Consider the following 20,501-nt stretch of genomic DNA (forward strand, 5'->3'; position numbering starts at 1 on the left):
GATGGCTAAAAAAGCACCAGAAATGGAAGAGTACAAATATGGTTTTCGCGACGAGCACAAATCCATCTTTCAAACCGGTAAAGGTCTGACTGCAGAAGTGGTTACCGAAATTTCCAAGATTAAGAATGAACCGGAATGGATGTTGGAATTCCGTTTGAAATCCCTGAAACAATTCGAAAAGATGCCAATGCCAAAATGGGGCGGAGATCTAGACGGATTGGATTTCAATGAAATTCAGTATTATGTGCGTGCTTCGGAGAAACAAGGTAAAACATGGGAGGAAGTTCCTTCCGAAATCAAGGAAACCTTTGATAAATTGGGTATCCCTGAAGCAGAGCAAAAGTTCCTTGCAGGTGTATCGGCTCAGTATGAGTCCGAGGTTGTATACCACAACATGCAAAAGGAATTGGAAGACCAAGGTGTAATCTTCATGGATACGGACACGGCTCTCAGAGAGCATCCCGAAATCCTGCGTGAATATTTTGCAACGGTTATTCCACCAGCAGATAATAAATTTGCTGCATTGAATAGTGCGGTATGGTCCGGAGGAAGCTTTATCTACGTGCCTAAGGGCGTTAAATGTGAAGTACCTCTGCAAGCCTACTTCCGGATTAACTCCGAGAATATGGGACAATTCGAGCGTACACTCATCATTGCGGACGAAGATAGCTTCGTTCACTATGTAGAGGGATGTACAGCTCCAATCTACAGCACGAACTCACTGCACAGTGCGGTTGTTGAGATCATCTGTAAGAAAAATGCTCGTGTTCGTTACACAACGATTCAAAACTGGGCACCAAACATCTACAACCTCGTTACGAAACGTGCGGTTGCTGAAGAAAATGCAACGATGGAATGGGTCGATGGTAACATCGGTTCCAAACTGACGATGAAATATCCAGCGGTTGTACTGAAAGGCCGTGGAGCTAAAGGTTCCGTACTCTCCATCGCTGTAGCTGGTAAAAACCAGCATCAGGATGCAGGTGCGAAAATGATCCACTTGGCTCCGGATACAACATCTACGATTGTATCCAAATCCATCAGTAAACATGGTGGTAAAGTAACGTACCGTGGTTTGGCTTCCTTTGGGCGTCAAGCTGAGGGCGCGAAATCCAACATCAAGTGTGATACACTCATTCTCGATAATGAGTCCACATCAGATACAATTCCTTACAATGAAATCATGAATGATAACATCATGCTGGAGCATGAAGCTACAGTATCCAAAGTGTCTGAGGATCAACTCTTCTACCTGATGAGCCGTGGTCTGACTGATGCAGAAGCAACACAGATGATTATCATGGGCTTCATTGAGCCATTCACGAAGGAATTGCCAATGGAATACGCCGTTGAGATGAATAGATTGATCAAGTTCGAAATGGAAGGTTCCATTGGTTAATCCAATGCAGCGCCTTTCGAAGCCGTAAAGCTGAAGCTAGTTGCTGATGTTAAGCGGTAGATATCTTTTTATGTGATCGAATACCCTCTAGAACAGACTTTCTAAAAAGTCTCTCTAGGGGGTATTTTTATTCAAAAAATCTGGGGATAACAGTGATCAGAAGATTATTTGTTATCGGAGTGGCAAGCGACTCTCCAATTACATAAAGGAGCACTCGGACGGGAACGCAGTTATCGTATTTGGGGATACCAATACACGGTACACCCGTGCCGCTGACAATATAGAGCTACTCATGTCTGAGAATGGGTTAAGAGATCCATGGATCGATTTGATTCGAGGTGGGAGTATTCCCGCTGATGGAGAAGCCCTTATGGATGCAAGCAATTTAAATGGACCCAACTATGAGATCGTGGACAAAATTTTGTATCGCGGAAGTAAAGCATTGTCACTTAATGCACAGAGCTATCGGTTAGAAAATCAAACATTTGTTGACCCGAGTGGGAAGCAACTCTCCGATCATTATCCGATTACAGCGGAATTTGTGTACAGCACATCTTCTCAGTACCAACTAAGTTCAACAATCGGAGGATCTGGAGGAACTGGGTTTAATGATCTGAATCAGATTCCCGATGCCAGACCTAGCTCAGTGGTGCTTAATTCAGGCAATCGTGTAGACGGCGTTTCAACGCTGTACAGGGATGGAACGAACCTGGTACATGGTGGTCAATCCAACATTGCCACACTGAACTTGGCAGACGGAGAGTACTTAACCGAGGCAACAATTGGTCAGGGGACACGTAATGGAGATAAACGGATCTTTTACGTGGAGTTGTCCACCAATCTTGGAAATAAAGTTGAAGGCGGACAAAAGACCTCGGATCAAATCAAACTTGAGGCACCAGCGGGGTGGTACATTGCCGGATTTTATGGAAGAGCAGGACAGGAATTGGATCAGCTAGGCGTCATATACAGACCTCTGAATTAGAAGTGAGCAGTGGTTAAAATGAAATAATAATATATACATCTCATAGAGTGTTCATATTAGCACAGCGCCGCTTGGAATATACGTTGGAGAGAGACCATAAGGTTTCCCTAATGATATTCTGAGCGGTATTTTTGTGGAATAAAATAAGACCAATAGCACAAGCCATTTCATAGATTTAAGCATTTAATGATAGAAAAGGATGTGAGTGTATGAGCGTGAACCCTTTCGAGGGATATCGGATTACAAGTTCATTCGGCTATCGAATTCATCCTATTCATGGTGGACAGACATTTCACCGCGGAATTGATCTCGTGACAGAGCCTTGGAATGGCCCCGTCTATGCCTTTATGGAAGGTAGGGTACGTTTTGCTTCCGAAGGAGTTACAGGCTCCGGATTCGGCGGTTACGGGCTTACAGTTGCCCTTCAAGATCATCGTGGCTACTTGCATTGTTATGCTCACCTTTCGCGGATTACCGTAACCGTTGGGCAGCGGGTGAAGAGAGGCCAGCTTATCGGTAATCAGGGAAGCACGGGTCAGAGTACCGGCCCGCATGTACATTATGAGATTCGTAAAACAAGTGCACCATCGTACGGGTACACAGCTAGCGAAGATGGTGTGATGGAACCGGGTGCGTATCTACAGGCTGAATACGGAACTGCATCTCAGGAACAGGAGGCACCGCCGATGACCACTGAGCAGAAGAAAATGTTTGAAGCTATGCAGAAAACGCTGGAGATTCAAGGGGGATGGATTCAGCAACAGGAGCAACTTTCCAATATGGATTGTCCCGCATGGGCGAAGCAAGCATTTGATTATTATCGACCGTTTATTATGAACGACAAAGGCAGTTATGAATTTTGGAGATTACTTGTTATCATGTACCGCAAGGAAAAAGGCATCCAGGTTCATTCGGAGTCCGACATATAGATCCCTGTAAAGAACAGGGAGTAACAAAAGGCTGATCCACTCAGGTAGATGCAGACAGACAACCATTTATCGAATGTTGCCTGTTCGCCCGGTTCATTCCAACGGAAACGTCATATGTTAGGGTATACCTGATGAAGAGGAGGCAATCACATGAGCGAAGTAGGATATGGCTGTGGTGGCAATGTAGGCGGAGTAGGCGGCGTTGGTGGATACAATATGTTCACAAACACTGGTGCAATCTTGGTACTGTTCATTCTGTTGGTTATCATCACAAAAGCATTCTGCGTGTAATCCAACATGATTGAATCGGAATAGACAAAAGGGAAGCCGATTACGGCTTCCCTTTTGTCATACGCCAACCTATAAGTTGGTTATTTCAGTTACTATGGGGTTCTTCGTATACATGCTGTGTACAATGAACAGTTACTGTACATAAATCTCAACGATAGCAATATCTCTTTCTTTCGCTAAATCGATAAAGGCCGTAGAGGTCTGAACGAGTGGTCGGAAATAATCCGCAGGATTATTCATGACAATGAGCCCCGTCTGACCCGTGGTGAGCAGAACCCTTTTACCGATAAAATTAGGCAGCATATGCTTGATCAGTTCCTGTGTTGCTTCAGCATTTAACTGACCAAAGCTGAGGCTGTACAGTTCACATAGAACAGAGATCAGTTCCTGTTTGGTCTGGTATACCCGATTCGTCGTCATGGCGCTGTAAACGTCTGCTACAGCAGTTATACGGGCATATGGGTGGATCTCGTCTCCTCGCAGTCCATGAGGATAACCACTTCCATCCTCGCGCTCATGATGTTGAAGTGCAACCATTGCCAGAATTTCATCCTGCGTGGATTCTTTAATGATATCGTACCCATAGAATGTGTGTTTCTTCATTTCGTCAAATTCTTCCGTGGTCAATTTACCAGGTTTATGTAAAATCTCAGAAGGAATCTTGGACTTGCCGATATCATGAAGATATCCTGCTTTGGCTACAGTTAGACATTCCTCGGGGTTGTAACCCATCCAGCCGGCGATATAAAAAGCGAGCATTCCGACTTGCAATGAATGGCTGTACGTATAATCGCTATCCCCGTCCAGCATAAGCAACAAGGAGACAACATCTTTTTGTTTTTCCAACTGTTCTGTTAGGGTAAACAAAATCTCATCGACCTGTGTCTCATCAATAAAACCCTTCTCCATCGCTTGTTGAAATAGAGATTCAGTACCTTTGATCGTATCGTTAAACAAATTAGTTAACAGACGGGTTTGATCGGAAGGTAAGGTTTGTGCATCAGAGTGTAGGTCGGATGGTGTGTGTTCTACATCTGCGTACTCGATTCCATGTTGCAACAGTTTGGATAGGTCATCTTCACTGAGGGTGGAACCTTTCATCAGCATGTGGAGACCCGAACTGTTGTATACATCATTTTGTAACAGGTCACCCGGTTTAAGATCAGTAACATGCACTCTCACGTATAAACCACCTTTTCTCGACTAATATCGACACATATAATTATAATAACAAGAAAAAAATGGGTTGACAACGACTTATTTACTATTAACCCACTCTATCTAGAAGGTGTAAAGGCTCATTATTTAGTTCTCCATGGGGTTCCATGGTCCTAATTGATGTCCCTTCCATTCAGATCCATCTTCCCAAATTTCCTTTTTCCAGATCGGAACGGTCTGTTTCAGTCTCTCTATGGCGTAACGGCTTGCATCATAACAGTCGTTGCGATGAGGCGAGGAAACAGCAATGACTACACTAATCTCTGCTACATCCACTTTCCCGATTCGGTGACTGATTGCACATAATACACCAGGCCAGCGATCGGAGATTTCCACACCAATGGCTGCCATCTGAGAAAGAGCCATCGGCACATAGGCCTCGTATTCAAGATGGACGGTGCGCTGTTCACCGGTCATTTCACGAGTTGTACCTACAAAAGTAAGAGCTGCCCCGTGATTTGGGGTAATCACTAGCGCCGTTGTTGCTTCCACGGACAAAGTGGATTCTGTAATTAGAAATAAGCCATCTTCAGTCCGATGCTCTGGAACGTTAGAGCGAAGCTGTTCATCGGATATATCCGTACCATCGCCTCCAGAGACGGGAGGGATCAACGCAAGTTCATCTTCTGAGCTAAGTATAGTATCGGCAGGAGCGTACTGCTGGTTAACTGCCAAAAAGGATGTCCTTATCTGAGAAGCTGCCTCTGGGTAGGCCAGACTCAGTTTTTCTTTTAAATCGGCAGCGGTTGGAATGTCTCCAATGTACTCAAACTCCAGAAGGGATGTATTTAAACGTTCTGCAATGCCTGCAAATAGTTGAATTGTCAATTTCATAGATATGACTCACCTCTTTTTGATCTCTAAACCCTATAAATATATCATAACGACGCGGAAAATGTTATGCTTATCCATTAGAAGAATGAACGTTTATTGAAGAGCAGGGGAGGCGGTGTGATGAGCACCAGGGAGAAGCAAACGTTAACGATTCTGCACACCAACGACATCCACAGTCACTTCGGCTCCATGAGTACCATCGCCGCTATGATCAATGAGGAACGTGACCAAGGTGGCAACTTCCTTGTATTGGATATCGGCGATCATATGGACCGAATGGCCGTTGAAACAGAGGGAACACTGGGTACGGCTAATGTTGATGTTATTAACCTGACGGGCTACGATGCCATTACAATCGGTAACAACGAAGGACTAACCTTTACGCCAGATCAGCTCTCACAGTCCTACGCTGGACTTCTGTGTCCTGTGGTATGCAGCAATGTTGTAGAGCAAGATACTGGACTTGCGCCAGTGTGGATGAAACCTTCTCTGATTGTGGAGAAAGGTCCATTTCGCGTTGGTCTGCTGGGGGCAACGGCTCCTTTTACCACGTTCTATGAATTGCTCGGGTGGGATGTTCTGGACCCTGTGGAGTCATTAAGAGCTCAAGTGGAAGCATTACGTGATGAAGTAGATGTTGTGGTTATTCTTTCTCATCTGGGGCTTTCGACAGACCGGAGACTGGCAGAGCAGATTACGGGAATTGATGTTATTCTCGGTGGACATACCCATCATGTTCTCGAAGAACCCTTAGTCATTGGTCAGACCGTGCTGGGTGCAGCTGGAAAATTTGGCCAATGGCTTGGGAAAGTGGTTCTGGAACGAACAAGTGTGGGAGAACCTCTCCAACTGGTAAGTAGCGGTTGTATGGCTGCCAAGAGTATATTACTGGATGATCAGGTCGCGCTGGCAATCGCTACGAATCGTACGGAGGCTGAAAGGACACTCAATCAGACGGCAGTGATAACGGATCGGGTGCTGCCCATCACGTACGACCGGGAATCCCTGTTTGCAACCTTGCTTGCACAAGCTGTACGTCATTTCACGGGGGCACAGCTGTCTCTGGTGAATGCAGGTCAGCTTCTCGGAGATCTTCCACAAGGTAATATTACAAAAGGAATGTTGCATTCCCTATGTCCATCTCCTATAAATGCTTGTACAATATGCTTGAGTGGAAGTCATATTCGTGAAGCACTTGAGCAGTCCTTGTTGGACGAGTTTTCAGGTAAGCCCATTGTGGGATTTGGTTTTCGTGGTCATATTCTAGGCACGTTATGTATGGACGGAATAGAAGTTCAATACAACCCAGATGCGCCAGCCTATGAGAAGATCCAGACCATATCCATCAATGGGGAGCCTATGGACGAACAATGTGAGTATATCGTTGGGACACTGGACATGTTTACGTTCAATGTGGGGTATCCTCCTCTTGCTCATGGAACCCGTACGCTCTATCATCTTCCGGAATTCATACGCGATTTGCTGGAAACGGAAATAAAACGACCAGGGGCTCTGGACGACAGCCTGCGAGCCCGCTGGCATCAAAGCTAAATTTAAAGTGCTTGCCTTCTGCTGAAGCGGCGGCTAGTGGTAATTACATCTACGGAGCGGGAGAGGATAGGCTGTGCGTTTAGTACATATAAACTTATTGCAGCCTGGCATGAAGCTGGGGAAACGTATTTATAGTGAAGAAGGCCTTGTATTACTTAGTGAGGATGTAGAGCTAACCAGTCGATTGATTGGACGCCTTAAGGATCTCGGAGTCGGTTATGTGTATATTAAAGATGCTGCGACAGAGGACATCATTGTTCCTGAAATGTTGCAGGAAGAGACCCGAAGGAAAGCACTGGTCGAGATTAAACAGCAATTTCAGAGCATGTCAGGACTGAAAACCAAAAATCGGATTCCTCATTTCGGTAAAGTGCTTAGTGGTGTGATGAATGCGATTCTGGAAGACATCGGCAGTCAGAAGGAAGCCATGATTATGCTGATGGACATGAACTCCAGTGATTTTGACCTGTATAATCATTCGCTGAATGTATGTGTGTATACACTGGTTCTTGGTGTCGCTTCGGGTTACACACGCCAGCAATTAATGGAGATTGGCCTGGGTGCCTTATTGCATGATATTGGCAAGACTCAGATTGCACCAGAAATTCTGCATAAGCCTTCCAGATTAAGTGACGAGGAATTTAAAATCATTCAGCAGCACACTACATATGGACATCGTATTCTCAAAGACGAACCAGGTATACCGCTTCTATCTGCACATTGTGCATTGCAGCACCATGAGCGAATTGATGGCAGCGGATATCCCTTTGGGCTGAAGGATAAAGAGATTCATGAGTATGCCAAGTGGATTGCGCTTGCTGATTCGTATGATGCCATGACAACGAATCGAGTCTACAAGCAAGCCTTGCTGCCACATCAGGCCGTAGAGGTGCTGTATACGGGCTCAGGAACGCTTTATGAACAACGAATGCTGGAGAGATTCAGGGATTGTGTAGCGATCTACCCCGTGGGCCTATCGGTCACGCTCAGTACGGGAGAGGTTGGGGTGGTCGCAGCGATTCATCCACGTGTTCCTCAACGTCCACTTATCCGGGTGCTCAAGGATGCCGACGGCCAGACCTTATCTTCGCCCTACGAAATTAACCTGTCCACAGCACTGTCTGTGATGATCACAGGTGTAGAGGGTCTGGAGGATACACCTTCATCTGCCCAAAGTGAACGGTTGGAAAGCTGAACAAGCTTAGAAATGATTAGCGCTCATGTCGTAATATCGGGGCCGTTTCGTGATTCGGCCCGGAGTTACCTGAGTGTTTTTTGTCATGTAATGGACAGGGTCTACGTATGCCGGAGCATTCAAAATTGTGCTATGATAAAAGATAACTCCAAAAAGAGAAACACAAGGTATGATGTAAATAAAACTTTTTAGGTTAATAAAAGGAATAAGGTGAAGAACAATGACCATGCTAAACTCAGGATCGGTACAACCGATGCCTTTATCTCCAACGAATGATCCGTGGGATCCGATTGGCTCTCTGCGTACATATGGACGCCATGTGTTGACCAGTGTAGAAATGACTGTGACACATCTGTGTAACATGCGGTGTGAGCACTGTGCCGTAGGAGATATGCTTACGATGCGTGAAGCGCCGGCTCTTCCATTACCGCTGATGCTGAAACGATTGGATGAAGTGGAGCATCTGCAGACGATTAGTCTGACGGGTGGCGAGCCAAGCTTTAGCCAGAAAACAGTGGATGAGATGATCATCCCGCTGCTCAAATATGCCAAGGAACGTGGAATCCGTTCCCAAATCAATTCCAACTTAACGCTGGATATCAGCCGATATGAGCAACTTTTGCCGTATCTGGACGTTATGCATATCTCATTCAACTACCTGAATGCTGACGATTTCCATCAAGTTGGATTTGCGAATAGTGGCAGACCTGTGAAACGTGAAGTCGCGGTGAAGATGTATGAGAAAATGATTGAAAATTCCCGCAAATTAAGTGAAGCAGGCATGTTTATCTCTGCCGAGTCCATGATTAACTTCCGTACACACGACAAGCTGGATGGTATTCATCAATTGATTCGTGAGATGGGCTGTGTTCGTCACGAAGTGCATCCAATGTATAATTCGAACTTTGCTTCGTCGTTGCCCGTGTTATCACTGGACCATATGAGAGCAGCGATTCATCGTTTGCTTGATGCACGTGACAAAGATATGTGGATGCTCTTTGGTACTCTGCCATTCTTCGCGTGCAGTGCAGCAGAGCAGGATCGGGAACTGATCAACCGTTTATACAGCGAACCAAATGTGACGGTACGTAATGATCCGGACGGACGCAACCGCGTTAACGTCAACATGTTCACGGGTAATGTGTATGTGACCGATTTTGCCGATATCCCGGAATTTGGTAATATTCGTGATCGTAAACTGGATGATGTGTTCCATGAATGGTCAGCTGAACATCCGTTGAATCAAACGGTCAATTGCCATTGCGATATTGCATCCTGTTGCGGACCAAACCTGCTAGTGGCAGATATGTATTACAAAGGTGTGGATTTCAAATCGAGAAAGGCAATCACACGTTGATATTCCAGGTGTATTCCTGAAATAGATAGAAAAGGGGAGTTTCAACTTGGATATTCATACCGAATTTCATCTTGGGCAGCTGGTATTTAATCTGGTCTGTGTCTTTTTGCTCGTATTTTTGAATGGCGTATTTGTCGCAGCGGAATTTTCCCTTGTGAAAGTAAGGCAGACACGCTTAACTCAATTGCAGAGTGAAGGAAATCGTATGGCTGGTTATGCACTGAAGGTGAATAGTAAACTGGATTCCTATCTATCGGCAACTCAGTTCGGGATTACGCTGACATCGCTTGGACTCGGGTGGCTGGGAGAACCGGCCATCTCCGAATTGCTCGTTGAGCCACTCATGTTTAAACTTGGTGTAGGAGATACAGGGCTTATTTCGACCGTGTCGGTCATTATCGGTTTTTGTATCATTACGTTTCTGCATATTGTGCTGGGTGAGCTTGCACCTAAATCGTTGGCAATTCAAAAAACAGACGGAGTGGCATTGTTTTTATCTGCGCCCTTGCTGTTGTTCTACAAAATCTTCTTCCCGTTCATCTGGGTACTGAATGTATCGGCCAATGCATTGCTGCGTCTAGCGGGTATCGAACCTGCCAGTGAAGGCGAAGCTCACTCGGAAGATGAACTTCGTATTCTGATGAAGCAGAGTGCCAAAAGTGGTGTCATCGATAAAGATGAGATCAAACTGATGGACAACATCTTTGATTTCTCCGATATGCTGGCACGTGAAGTGATGCTGCCACGTACAGACATAGATTGTTTGTACACGCATATGTCTTTGGAAGAGAACTTGGAGATCATTAACGCAACCAAACATTCCCGGTATCCCGTAGCAGTAGAAGACAAGGATGAGATCATTGGATTTATACACATCACCGATCTGTTGCTGGCTAAACCGGAGCAACAACATGATCTGGCTTCACTTGTTCGTCCAATCTTAAACGTTCCTGAATCGATGGAAATCAGCCATGTGCTGCGTCTCATGCAGAAGAAACATTCACAGATGACGCTGGTTGTGGATGAATATGGTGGCACAGCGGGACTACTGACTGCGGAAGAAATTCTGGAAGAGATCGTTGGAGACTTGTATGACGAGTTTGAGGATGAGCGTCCGCATATGGAACGGAGTGGAGATTCATTTTCCATTGATGGTCGTTCGCTTATAGAAGAAGTTCATAAGTGGACCGGAGCCATCATTGAGGATGAAGAAGTGGATACCATCGGCGGATGGTTGTTTAAAGAGCTTGGGGGCAATCCATCCAAGGGGAAAACGCAGGAGCTGAATGGGTACGTTTTTGAAGTGGAAGAATCGACTCGTTTGCGAATTACCCGTGTTCGAGTGTACAAGCAATCTGTCCCTCAAGACATGAATTCGGAAGAAAAACCAGCAGAATAGAACTCGTTGCAGGAGTAAGATAAGACGAGCAAAAGTATGAAATGATGCAGATTACGAAGATCTGCCAGGATGTAAGACCTTTGGACGTTACCTGAAAGGGGAACGAACCGAAGGTCTTTTTTTATTTTAAAGAAGAATTTGGAGAAATTATGCACATAGTTCAAACGAATTTCGGATTAACTTCGGGGACAGCGTCATATGGATATAGAGACGGGAAGCGGGAAAGAACTCAGTGTTATTCAATATGCACCAACGATGTAATAAGGAGGCGTTGTTTTGTGAAAGATCCGCAACTTCGTGCTTACGCCCCTTTTGTGGGGCCGTTTGATCCTTGTCCGCCTGTAGAGATTCGAACGTATCTGGTTCCTCCGCAATTATTTATTCCATTTCAGCCTATGGGCTGGCCACAGTACAGTCCGGCAGAAGCATTAAGAGTGGGAACGTTGTGGCCTGCATTATACAGCCCTTATACACCAGCGAGATCAAAGGGAAGGAAGGTGGAAGTGGATGGAACCTGAAGTACCGAAACCCTGTGACCCTAAATACTACGAATTGCTTGAAGAACTTCAGGCGCTGGATTTCGTGTTAGTGGAACTGAATCTGTACCTGGACACCCATCCGGGAGACTTCCAAAGCATTGAGCAGTACAACAAGTTCAGTCAGGAGCGAATGCGGGTAGCCCATGAATTTCAGCAGTTGTATGGACCGTTGATGAACTTTGGTCATGCTTTCTCCAAGTATCCTTGGGAATGGTCTCAGACACCTTGGCCATGGCAAGTGTGACAACAGCAGCAGCCTCGGGTTTCCTTGCAAGACTATAAAGTTCGGGAAGCTCGGGGGCTGAAGAAGGGGCATTTTTTGATAACATAGAGGGAGGCGTCTGGCATGTGGGTGTATGAGAAAAAACTGCAATACCCCGTAAGGGTTAGTAAATGTGATCCTCATATGGCGAAATTGCTGGCGGAGCAATACGGGGGAGCGGATGGGGAACTCGCGGCGGCACTGCGGTATTTGAACCAGCGATATACGATTCCGGACAAAATTATCGGGCTATTGACAGATATAGGAACTGAGGAATTCGCTCATCTCGAAATGATTGCCACCATGATCTATAAGCTGACAAAGGACGCTTCGGTAGAACAGTTGCAAGAAGCGGGACTTGGGCCGAACTATGCGCAGCGTGACTCTGCCTTGTTTTATACGAATTCATCAGGAGTACCATTTACAGCAGCTTATATCGCTTCAAAGGGTGACCCGATCGCAGATTTGTACGAGGACATTGCAGCAGAAGAGAAAGCCAGGGCTACATATCAATGGTTGATTGACCTGACCGATGACGTGGATCTGCAGGATAGTCTGAAGTTTCTGCGGGAACGGGAGATTGTGCATTCCTTACGTTTCCGGGAGGCCGTGGAGATTCTGAAAGACGATCGGGATACGAAGAAGATATTTTGAACGTTTGGTATAAGGCAGAAGTCTGGCAGTCCATAAGGGCTGCCTTTTTGTATGAAAGGATCATATTATGAAAGGATTAATTTTAAAATAAAATTACATATAATTATATAATTTACAAATATTGTTGTAAAATACACTAGAATACTATACAATGAAATAGTAGTTAAAAATTCTATTTAGGAGATGATCATTTTGAGACTTAGTAAAGTTCTTATGTTGACTGCATGTTCCTTTATTCTGACCACTTCCATTTCAAGTGCAGGCGTGTCTGCGGCAAATATTCAACCGAATACTAGTGCAAGTGTATCAAACGTAGTAGCTGCTAAGCTTGAAAGCAGATTTGTATCTGTAGTGAATTATTACGCTGTAGGTTCTGGAGTACCGCAATATCTTACGAATTATCAGACGAGTGACGGTTATGTTGGAACCTTGGTGTTGGTTAGTTATAATACTGTGAATGGAACAGTTGCTGCAAGATACGAAGGGACCGTTTACAGATAATCAGAAATGGTAGATTAAACCTTCTAGTATTTAGATTCTTATAACAACGCATTTATTATAAATTTGAAAGTAGCAGTTCCAAGATTAAATAATTTTGGACTGCTACTTTTTACTTTTAAATAATATTTTTTGTGTAATAATATGTAAGTGTCTATTTTCACAATCGTGGATGTTTAATCTTCAATGATAGGGGGAGAAAAAGGAGAAAATAAAACCATCCCCAGTATACTACTGGAGATGGTTTTATTGAATTTGAAGTGTTTACCTAATATTCAACTACCATGGCAACATTTTGCCACCCGGCTCCAACGGTCCAGAACAGAACTTTGTCACCACGCTGAATCTGACCGGTTGTAACCGCTCGATGTAATGCGATGAACGGACTGCTGGTTGAGGTATACCCGAACTCATCTCCGATATAGACGGCAATATCATCACCAATGCCGACGTTCGCGGATACAGCCCGAATGTTACTAATGGATAGCTGGGAGAAGCAGGCGGCTCTGATCTCGTCTGGTCCAATCTCGTTACGTATCAGCAAGGTACGAATGGACTCTGAAGCAGCATCCACACAGATGGAATCATCAAATGGGATGAATTTCACATGAAAGGCACCCGCATCTACACCCGTTTTGCCCAGCTTTGCCAAGCCTTGTGCAGGAAAAAGAGAATTACCATACACGCAGGTATCCGTCTGATAGATTGAATCAATGAAACCGACAGCATGTTCATCCCGCTCTACAATAACCGCCGCTGCTGCATCACCGAAATTGGCGAAGTATACGGGATCATCGGGACTGGCGTGAGGAGCCACGTAATCAGAGCCGATGATTAATGCGCGGCGAATTCGAGGATTGCCCAGCATCTGCCGGCTAACTTGTTCGAAAGCAGCAGTCATACCCGCGCAGTTGGCGTTGCTGTCAATACAGATCGTGTGAGAAGCTCCGTTAATCAGGCGATGGATCATCAGGGAATTCGTAGGAAAGATGTATTCTGGCGTTTGGCTTGCATAAGCAATCAGATCAATATCTGCACCGGTGAGTCCGGTTTTCTCCAGTAGGTTACTGGCTGCCTCATAGGCCATGCTTAGTGAATTTTCGTCATCGTTGTCAATTTTATAACGTGTATCACGACCCAGTGCCTGTAACAATCCACGAATATCTACACCTCTTGCATCAAAATGTTCAATATAAAAATCATTGTGCACCTTGGTTGCTGGATGATAGATATCGATATCTACAATACGAATTCCGGCCATCTTCATTCTCCTCTTGAGCGGAAGGGTGAATTCACAGCTTGTCCGCCTGGTTTATTAAGTGGTAACGGTAGATATGATTTCGAGATTGTCCAGACCGACTGATCGGCCGAGCCGGGACAATTGCATTTTTAGAATCGCGTTGTTCTCGAGGGTCAACACGACTTTTTTATATTCATCTTTTTTGAACAATTGAAGGCAGCCTTCCAGAAGAGGAACAATCTCCGGAGCAGTAACATTCAACTTTTTGCAATCGATGTTCAGGTCATACTCCTTGGTGTTAATAGAAGCGATCGTATCCTGATAGGCCGAGATGGAACGCAAACCGTCTTCTTGAGAGAAAGAACCCTCCAGTTCAATGTTTAACACCTTGTTTGGAACGTCAGTCTTCAGAATGAAATTTCCCATGTTTGATCTCTCTCCTTTAAATGAGTTAAGGCTATCCTGTTAGTGGATACACAGCCCCATAGGGCCTCTGCTGAAAGCTTCTAAGATGAGAGCTGGTTCGAAGGATAATTTAACCATATTATAAAGGTAGGAATGTAAAAAGATCAATAAAAAAGTCGAATCATGTATAAAAATGTAGAAAAGTGAATTACTGTATTTCGTCCAAGGTGGCAAGCAAAATATTAAATGCACTTATAATGCGTGGAGCACCCACACATGGCGCCAGATGTAGCAATATTCCCTTGAGCTGATCTACAGTTACCCCGACACTCAGAGCCATCGTGTAATGTACGCCCAATTGTTCATACTGTCCTTGGGTGATCAACGAAGAGATGATAGCAACTTCCTTCCATTGATCCGTAATCGTGGTGCGCTGAAAGATATCCCCGTACGCCGTCCCCATAATAAATTCCGACAATTCGGGAAAATGTTCTTTGATGGGTGCGAGAGCTCTTGCGCCGTACTCACCAGATAGTTTCGCGAAACGGTCTAGTCCCTGAGCTACATGTTCACTCATGATATGCTCCTCCTAATTCAAATTTACGGTGCGGTGAGCTGTGGGTGGAATTTCATCTCGATCGGTCAGAAGCTCAATAACAGTTACCTGATTCAACGTCTGGGCTGTGTTCAACGCAGATGAGAATTCAGCAAGAGTCTCTGCTCGAAACGCAACCGCACCGAGAGATTCGGCAAATTTGGCAGCATCCATAGGAACTTCATATAACGTGCCATCAATTCTGCCTGTTGTTTTTTCCATTCCTTTGAGTGCCATGTCCAGTTGTTTGTTGTTAACGACAATGAAGATGACGTTCAGATTGTTGCATACTGCGGTATTGATCTCCGTCCCCAGCATCATGAAACATCCATCCCCGGTGATACATACAACGGTCTCTTCAGGAGAAGCGGCCTTTGCACCTATCGCCATACCAATGGCGTTCCCCATGCAGGCAAAGTACGCGTCAAACACAAAGCTGCCTGGTTTCTTGACTTTATATCGCTGGACCGCATGAAATCCATGGCTGCCATCATCAACAAACAGCTTATGATCATACGGAAGCAGATCACTCATTCCATCTAGTACAGAAGCTAGAGACAGTTGGGGGAGATCTGGTAAAGGGACAGTGTAATCCATGGGTGCCGTGGTTCTCACAGGAGTAGGGAGGTCTTCTAATATGCCCAACAAATATTGCAGGTTGTCCTTCAAATCACCGGTGATATGTAAGGTTTGAGCGCTCAGAATCTTGCCTACAAATGTAGGATCAGCGTCAAATTGAATGAGGTGTGCCGGGTGATGTTCAGGCTTCAGATTGCAGAGGGTCATGTCACTTAGACGTGAACCGAGTACGATATAAAGGTCACTTTGGTTCAACATGTCGTCTGCATGCGGGAAACCTCCAACACCACAAGGTCCATGGTACAGGGGATGGTCCCACGCAATCGCTCCTTTTCCACCAGGAGTAGTAATGACGGGAATGTTGAACGATTCGGCCAATTGAAGCAATTCATCATGGGCTCTGGCGCGACTTACGCCTTTACCAGCAATAATTAAAGGGCGGTTGGATTGTTGAATGAGAGGAAAAATGCGATTCAGATTAGATACGCTAAGCAGAGGTTCCGGTTCGGGAATAACAATCCGGCATTGGGATAACAATTCAGTCTGTACGTCAAAAGGAATACAGAGGTGAACAGGGCCTTTATTAGGGCCGAGTGCAATGGAAAGGGCATGATTCAGCAGTGTGCCGAAGTGATCTCCACGCTCAACCAGTTTGCTGAATAGCGTAGCAGGCCTGAACATTTCGGCCAGATCAGCCAGATAGGAAGAAGAATCCTGACACTGGGGGAGCCCCAGTTCCTGAATGGATTGATGACCCGTAATAAACAGTACAGGCAGATTGTTGGCTTTTGCATGGGCTGCTGCAGTAAGCAGGTTGGTTCCGCCTGGACCGGATGTGGCAAAGGCAACGCCGAGTTTACCTGTCTGTAATGCATAACCGGATGCGGCAAAACCTGAGCTGGATTCATGACGGCCTGGAATGAACTCTAATCCGTAATCCACCATTTTCAGTACAGCAGGACAGATGGATTTACCAATAATACCAAAGACATGAGTAACGCCTAGATTACGCAGAGTTTCTGCCAAATAGTCCGCAACTGTTCTCATGCGGGACACCTCGCTTCATGAAATAGGTTATTAGAACCATACGCATATTCCATTTATTGAATGCAAGTTACAGTCTAAGGTTGTAAGAGGAAATATTCATTGTTATTAGGAAGAGTATCTTTTTTTGTGGTTTTTTGTCAACCTGTTTTTGTGAGTCTAAATTCCTGATTCTTAAGTTGGTAACGCTTTAAGTGTTGCTGGTTAAAGTGAAAACAATTGGTTATATATCCCTGCAACGAATTACCCAATCGCAACAGAATTACAAATAATGTAAAATGATGACTGTAAATGAAGAATTTCAGCCTCTAATAGCAACTTGAAAGCTAGAGGTTTATTTTTTTTCGTAACAACGCATCGCATTCGCAATTCTTTGCTTTCTGCTATACTGGAAAGGAATTGGGAGGGGATGGAATGACAGTCATCAAGATGGCTCTGATTGGGCTGGGTAAAATGGGATTACATATGGTTCATCTAATCGAGAATACCAAGATGGGTACAAAGATTGAGATTGTAGCGGTGTGTGATGCGAATGAGGACGGTTTGGCGTCTTTTGCAGCTTCTCATCGGGGAGTTAGGACGTATACGGATTACAAGCAATTGATGAATGAACATCAGATTGATCTGCTGTATATTGCAGTTCCACCTAAATTTCATTACCCTGTTGTCATGGAAGCACTGGAGCGCAAAATTCATGTATTCTGCGAGAAACCACTTGCCAATAGTGTAGAAGAAGCCAAAAAGATGCTGGATGCAGCAGAGCAGGCGGGCGTAGTTCATGCCATCCACTTCTCTATGCCGCATGAACCTTCCGTGCTGAAGTTGCAAGAGATGATTGAGCAGGGTACAGTGGGGGCCATTCGCAAAATAGATCTCATTTTGCAATTTCCGCAGTGGCCACGATCATGGCAACAGAATGCATGGATTACGAGCCGGGAACAGGGTGGATTTATTCTTGAAGTGGGGATTCACTGGATTCATATGATTCAAAAGGTGTTTGGTGCCATCCGGGTTGTTAGCACTCAGGTTCAATATCCTGAGAATGGTGACTGTGAACTAGAAGTACAGGCTGCAATGGAACTGGAAGACGGAACCCGAATTCAGCTGAACGGCATCTCTCAATTTGCCGGGGAAGAACGTGTATCCATGGTGGTGTACGGTGCGAAGGGCACGATTGCCTTGGAAAATTGGGAAGAATTGAAGACGGGCCTGGTGGGACAGCCACTTTCTCCAGTGGAAGTGCTTGAATCCGCCAGTGAATTGCCGGTTCTTAAACATGTCATTGCCCGTATACAAGGCAAACCAGCTAAGATATATGATTTTAACGATGGGTATCAGGCACAATTGGTACTGGAAGCGCTACGGAACACAGAACAATCGAGATAAGAAAAGGAGTGCTTAGGTTTTTTCATATGAGGTGCACGGTGTACCTTTTCCTGATTCAGCTCTCCTTAACACAAAGAAGCATCGCAGAGGCTCGGGTGAGTCTGTCTGCGATGCTTTTTTCCTTTGATATATGCTCATGATACAGCTATTTAGATACTCGATCAGTATGTTGATTCAGTTCAAGCCAGCTTGAATTGCTTAACCAGCTGATCAAGTGCATCGGACATTTCATTCAACTGCTTGGACGTGTCAGACATTTCCTGCAGAGAAGCAAGTTGTTCCTCCGTCATCGCAGATACTTCTTCCGTGGCTGATGCAGTGTCTTCCACAACAGCCGATACTTCATTAATGGACTTCATCACAGCCTCACTACCGGAAGTTAACTCCTCGACAACAGCAGATACCTCTAGAACTTCACCACTGAGGTTATGAATATGCTGAGTAATGGTTGAAAAAGCATTACCTGCATCCTCAATGGTCCGCAATCCTTCATTCACATGTAGAGTGCTCTCATCAACCACTTGCACCGTACTTTGAACACCTGCTACCACGGTTTCCAATATACTTGTAATCTCTTTGGCTGATGTTGCACTTTGGTCTGCAAGATTACGGATTTCCGCGGCAACGACAGCGAAGCCGCGTCCATTATCCCCAGCGCGGGCAGCTTCGATTCCGGCGTTAAGTGCAAGCAGATTGGTTTGTCTCGCAATACCCGACATTGAATCTGCAATGTTGATCACTTGATCAGACATCTTCGAAATTTCATTAATGGCTTCCTGTACAGAGAGGAAGGATTGCTCAATGGAACTCATTTTACCTACAGCATTATCAATGCGCTGTTGCCCATCCACAGCAATGGATTCGGTACGAACTGCACGGCCTGCCACATCACTTGCCGAGGAGGCGACACGATTAAGCCCGTTGAGGGATTGCTGCATCGCAGCTACCATGGTTTGCGTAAGAGCAACCTGTTCATCAGCGCCTTCAGCGACACGTTCCATGGCAGTGGCAACTTCTTTTCCTGCAAGATGGCTATCGGCCACACCTTTATCCAATCGATCCGAAGCTGTGCTCAGAATCATGGCATTGCTCTGAACGTCCAGCATCATTTGCTGCAAACCAGTGAGCATTGTATTGGCCGCCTCCGCGAGTTCACGAGTTTCGTCTTTCATTGGCGTAGCGATTCTCAGTGTCAGGTCGCCATTGGAAGAACCGATGTCATTTAATGCCTGCTTTACGGTACGAATGTTTTTAACAATGGCACGTGACAGGACCAAAGCAGTGATGAACGAGATAATGGCCACAACGATAAGTGCCCCATACAGTTCCAAGTTCAGTATTGTGTTTTTTTGCTTCAGTGCTTCTGTACGGTTATCGGTTAACGTATGCTCGTTGGTTCGAAACGTATCGAGAGCAGTCCGAATCTGGTCCATGTCTCTTTTACCTGGATCATCTGCGAAAAAATCTCGAATGGCCTGTGTATTATTGGCTTGGCGAAGGGCGACCATAGGTTCACCAGCGACCTGGACCCAGTTCTCCATATTAGTATGTATGTCTTCCAAAAGTGCAAGTTGAGCCGGATTATCCGAAATTAAAGCAGCAAGTTCATCTCTGAGTGTAATAAGTTGCTCTTTTCCTTGGGTGTAGGGATCGAGATAGTTGTCCTGACCCGTGATGATGTATCCGCGTTGACCTGTTTCCATATCTACCATGTTTCTTTCGAGTTCATAGGTGAGGGCGTGTACCCTCATATCGTGATCGACCAGAAAATCCAGTTCCCGTTGGAGCTGACTTGTGCTGTTCTGAATCAGCAGGATGCAACCAGCCAGTACAGCCAGTACGAGTAAATATCCTAATCCAATCTTATAGAAAATCTTAAAGGTCTTTCGCTTTTTCATGTTTGTTATTCCTCTCTATGGGGTATATGTAGTTGTCGAAAAAACCGGAAATGTGATAATTGTAGGTCTTTAGATTAGGTGTCTAAAGAACTATTTTTTAGTATTATACGTAAAGAAACTTCTTTTGTATATAGTTTGTTTAACTATAATATAACGTTTGGTTAATGCTGTATAAGGTTGGGGTTGATGATGTTTTACAATCGTTGGTTTACACGTTCAAACGTTATGTTTATCATGGGAAGG

Annotated in this window: 20 protein-coding genes; 13 read left to right on the plus strand and 7 right to left on the minus strand. The window is 45.0% G+C overall.

What is annotated here, in order from left to right; translation table 11 throughout:
* Window position 1 precedes the first annotated feature (1 nt).
* The 4 genes from sufB (at window position 2) to MHI55_RS10170 (ending at window position 3,604) form a co-directional block, all read left to right on the plus strand.
* On the plus strand, window positions 2–1,399 hold the full coding sequence (sufB, locus tag MHI55_RS10155; RefSeq protein WP_036669904.1) for a Fe-S cluster assembly protein SufB: 1,398 nt from the start codon (window positions 2–4) through the stop codon (window positions 1,397–1,399).
* Window positions 1,400–1,769: 370 nt separating this feature from the next.
* Window positions 1,770–2,384 carry a jacalin-like lectin gene (locus MHI55_RS10160; protein ID WP_256720076.1) on the plus strand — a complete coding sequence of 205 codons (615 nt, stop codon included), beginning with the start codon at window positions 1,770–1,772 and terminating at the stop codon, window positions 2,382–2,384.
* A gap of 209 nt (window positions 2,385–2,593) precedes the next feature.
* Window positions 2,594–3,313 carry a M23 family metallopeptidase gene (locus MHI55_RS10165; protein WP_076252354.1) on the plus strand — a complete coding sequence of 240 codons (720 nt, stop codon included), beginning with the start codon at window positions 2,594–2,596 and terminating at the stop codon, window positions 3,311–3,313.
* A gap of 150 nt (window positions 3,314–3,463) precedes the next feature.
* Window positions 3,464–3,604, plus strand: a complete 141-nt coding sequence (locus MHI55_RS10170; RefSeq protein WP_017689533.1) for a hypothetical protein — start codon at window positions 3,464–3,466, stop codon at window positions 3,602–3,604.
* A gap of 132 nt (window positions 3,605–3,736) precedes the next feature.
* Here MHI55_RS10170 and MHI55_RS10175 read toward each other — a convergent pair whose 3' ends face one another.
* Entirely contained in the window at window positions 3,737–4,786 is a 1,050-nt protein-coding gene (locus tag MHI55_RS10175; RefSeq protein ID WP_340389895.1) for an HD-GYP domain-containing protein, read from the minus strand.
* 123 nt (window positions 4,787–4,909) lie between these two features.
* Complete coding sequence (locus tag MHI55_RS10180; RefSeq protein WP_076252351.1) at window positions 4,910–5,656, minus strand: molybdenum cofactor biosynthesis protein MoaE; 747 nt, start codon at window positions 5,654–5,656, stop codon at window positions 4,910–4,912.
* Window positions 5,657–5,776: 120 nt separating this feature from the next.
* On the opposite strand from MHI55_RS10180, the gene MHI55_RS10185 reads away from it, so the two are divergent.
* The 8 genes from MHI55_RS10185 (at window position 5,777) to MHI55_RS10220 (ending at window position 13,114) form a co-directional block, all read left to right on the plus strand.
* Window positions 5,777–7,207: a 5'-nucleotidase C-terminal domain-containing protein gene (locus MHI55_RS10185; protein WP_076252349.1), complete on the plus strand. Its 1,431-nt coding sequence runs from the start codon at window positions 5,777–5,779 to the stop codon at window positions 7,205–7,207.
* Between the two features lie 73 nt (window positions 7,208–7,280).
* Window positions 7,281–8,402 carry an HD-GYP domain-containing protein gene (locus tag MHI55_RS10190; RefSeq protein ID WP_340389897.1) on the plus strand — a complete coding sequence of 374 codons (1,122 nt, stop codon included), beginning with the start codon at window positions 7,281–7,283 and terminating at the stop codon, window positions 8,400–8,402.
* A 220-nt stretch (window positions 8,403–8,622) separates the two neighbouring features.
* Window positions 8,623–9,759 carry a radical SAM/CxCxxxxC motif protein YfkAB gene (gene yfkAB, locus MHI55_RS10195; protein ID WP_101313331.1) on the plus strand — a complete coding sequence of 379 codons (1,137 nt, stop codon included), beginning with the start codon at window positions 8,623–8,625 and terminating at the stop codon, window positions 9,757–9,759.
* A 46-nt stretch (window positions 9,760–9,805) separates the two neighbouring features.
* The gene (locus tag MHI55_RS10200; protein ID WP_076252347.1) at window positions 9,806–11,158 is read left to right on the plus strand and encodes a hemolysin family protein; all 1,353 of its coding nucleotides are present in this window, start codon (window positions 9,806–9,808) and stop codon (window positions 11,156–11,158) included.
* 278 nt (window positions 11,159–11,436) lie between these two features.
* The gene (locus MHI55_RS10205; protein ID WP_076252345.1) at window positions 11,437–11,676 is read left to right on the plus strand and encodes a spore coat associated protein CotJA; all 240 of its coding nucleotides are present in this window, start codon (window positions 11,437–11,439) and stop codon (window positions 11,674–11,676) included.
* Window positions 11,666–11,941 (plus strand): spore coat protein CotJB, encoded by a 276-nt coding sequence (locus tag MHI55_RS10210; RefSeq protein WP_017689525.1) that lies wholly within the window; start codon window positions 11,666–11,668, stop codon window positions 11,939–11,941. The genes MHI55_RS10205 and MHI55_RS10210 overlap by 11 nt, the downstream gene beginning before the upstream one ends.
* Window positions 11,942–12,043: 102 nt before the next feature.
* Window positions 12,044–12,613, plus strand: a complete 570-nt coding sequence (locus MHI55_RS10215) for a manganese catalase family protein (RefSeq protein ID WP_076252342.1) — start codon at window positions 12,044–12,046, stop codon at window positions 12,611–12,613.
* A 192-nt stretch (window positions 12,614–12,805) separates the two neighbouring features.
* Window positions 12,806–13,114, plus strand: coding sequence for a hypothetical protein (locus MHI55_RS10220; RefSeq protein ID WP_076252340.1), 309 nt, complete (start codon window positions 12,806–12,808; stop codon window positions 13,112–13,114).
* A 265-nt stretch (window positions 13,115–13,379) separates the two neighbouring features.
* Here MHI55_RS10220 and MHI55_RS10225 read toward each other — a convergent pair whose 3' ends face one another.
* From MHI55_RS10225 to MHI55_RS10240, 4 genes are all read right to left on the minus strand, one after another.
* Window positions 13,380–14,372 carry a 3-oxoacyl-[acyl-carrier-protein] synthase III C-terminal domain-containing protein gene (locus MHI55_RS10225; protein WP_076252338.1) on the minus strand — a complete coding sequence of 331 codons (993 nt, stop codon included), beginning with the start codon at window positions 14,370–14,372 and terminating at the stop codon, window positions 13,380–13,382.
* Between the two features lie 54 nt (window positions 14,373–14,426).
* Complete coding sequence (locus MHI55_RS10230) at window positions 14,427–14,777, minus strand: hypothetical protein (protein WP_036609902.1); 351 nt, start codon at window positions 14,775–14,777, stop codon at window positions 14,427–14,429.
* Window positions 14,778–14,964: 187 nt separating this feature from the next.
* Complete coding sequence (locus tag MHI55_RS10235) at window positions 14,965–15,333, minus strand: carboxymuconolactone decarboxylase family protein (protein WP_017689521.1); 369 nt, start codon at window positions 15,331–15,333, stop codon at window positions 14,965–14,967.
* Between the two features lie 12 nt (window positions 15,334–15,345).
* Complete coding sequence (locus MHI55_RS10240) at window positions 15,346–16,977, minus strand: thiamine pyrophosphate-binding protein (RefSeq protein WP_076252336.1); 1,632 nt, start codon at window positions 16,975–16,977, stop codon at window positions 15,346–15,348.
* Window positions 16,978–17,388: 411 nt separating this feature from the next.
* Between MHI55_RS10240 and MHI55_RS10245 the strand changes: the two genes are divergently transcribed.
* The gene (locus MHI55_RS10245) at window positions 17,389–18,360 is read left to right on the plus strand and encodes a Gfo/Idh/MocA family oxidoreductase (RefSeq protein WP_076252334.1); all 972 of its coding nucleotides are present in this window, start codon (window positions 17,389–17,391) and stop codon (window positions 18,358–18,360) included.
* A 179-nt stretch (window positions 18,361–18,539) separates the two neighbouring features.
* On the opposite strand, the gene MHI55_RS10250 is transcribed toward MHI55_RS10245, so the two are convergent.
* A complete protein-coding gene (locus MHI55_RS10250) occupies window positions 18,540–20,258 on the minus strand; it encodes a methyl-accepting chemotaxis protein (RefSeq protein WP_076252332.1) in 1,719 nt (572 codons plus the stop codon).
* Between the last annotated feature and the right edge of the window lie 243 nt (window positions 20,259–20,501).

This window comes from Paenibacillus sp. FSL E2-0151 (assembly GCF_037993015.1).
GTDB classification, from domain to species: Bacteria; Bacillota; Bacilli; order Paenibacillales; family Paenibacillaceae; genus Paenibacillus; species Paenibacillus amylolyticus.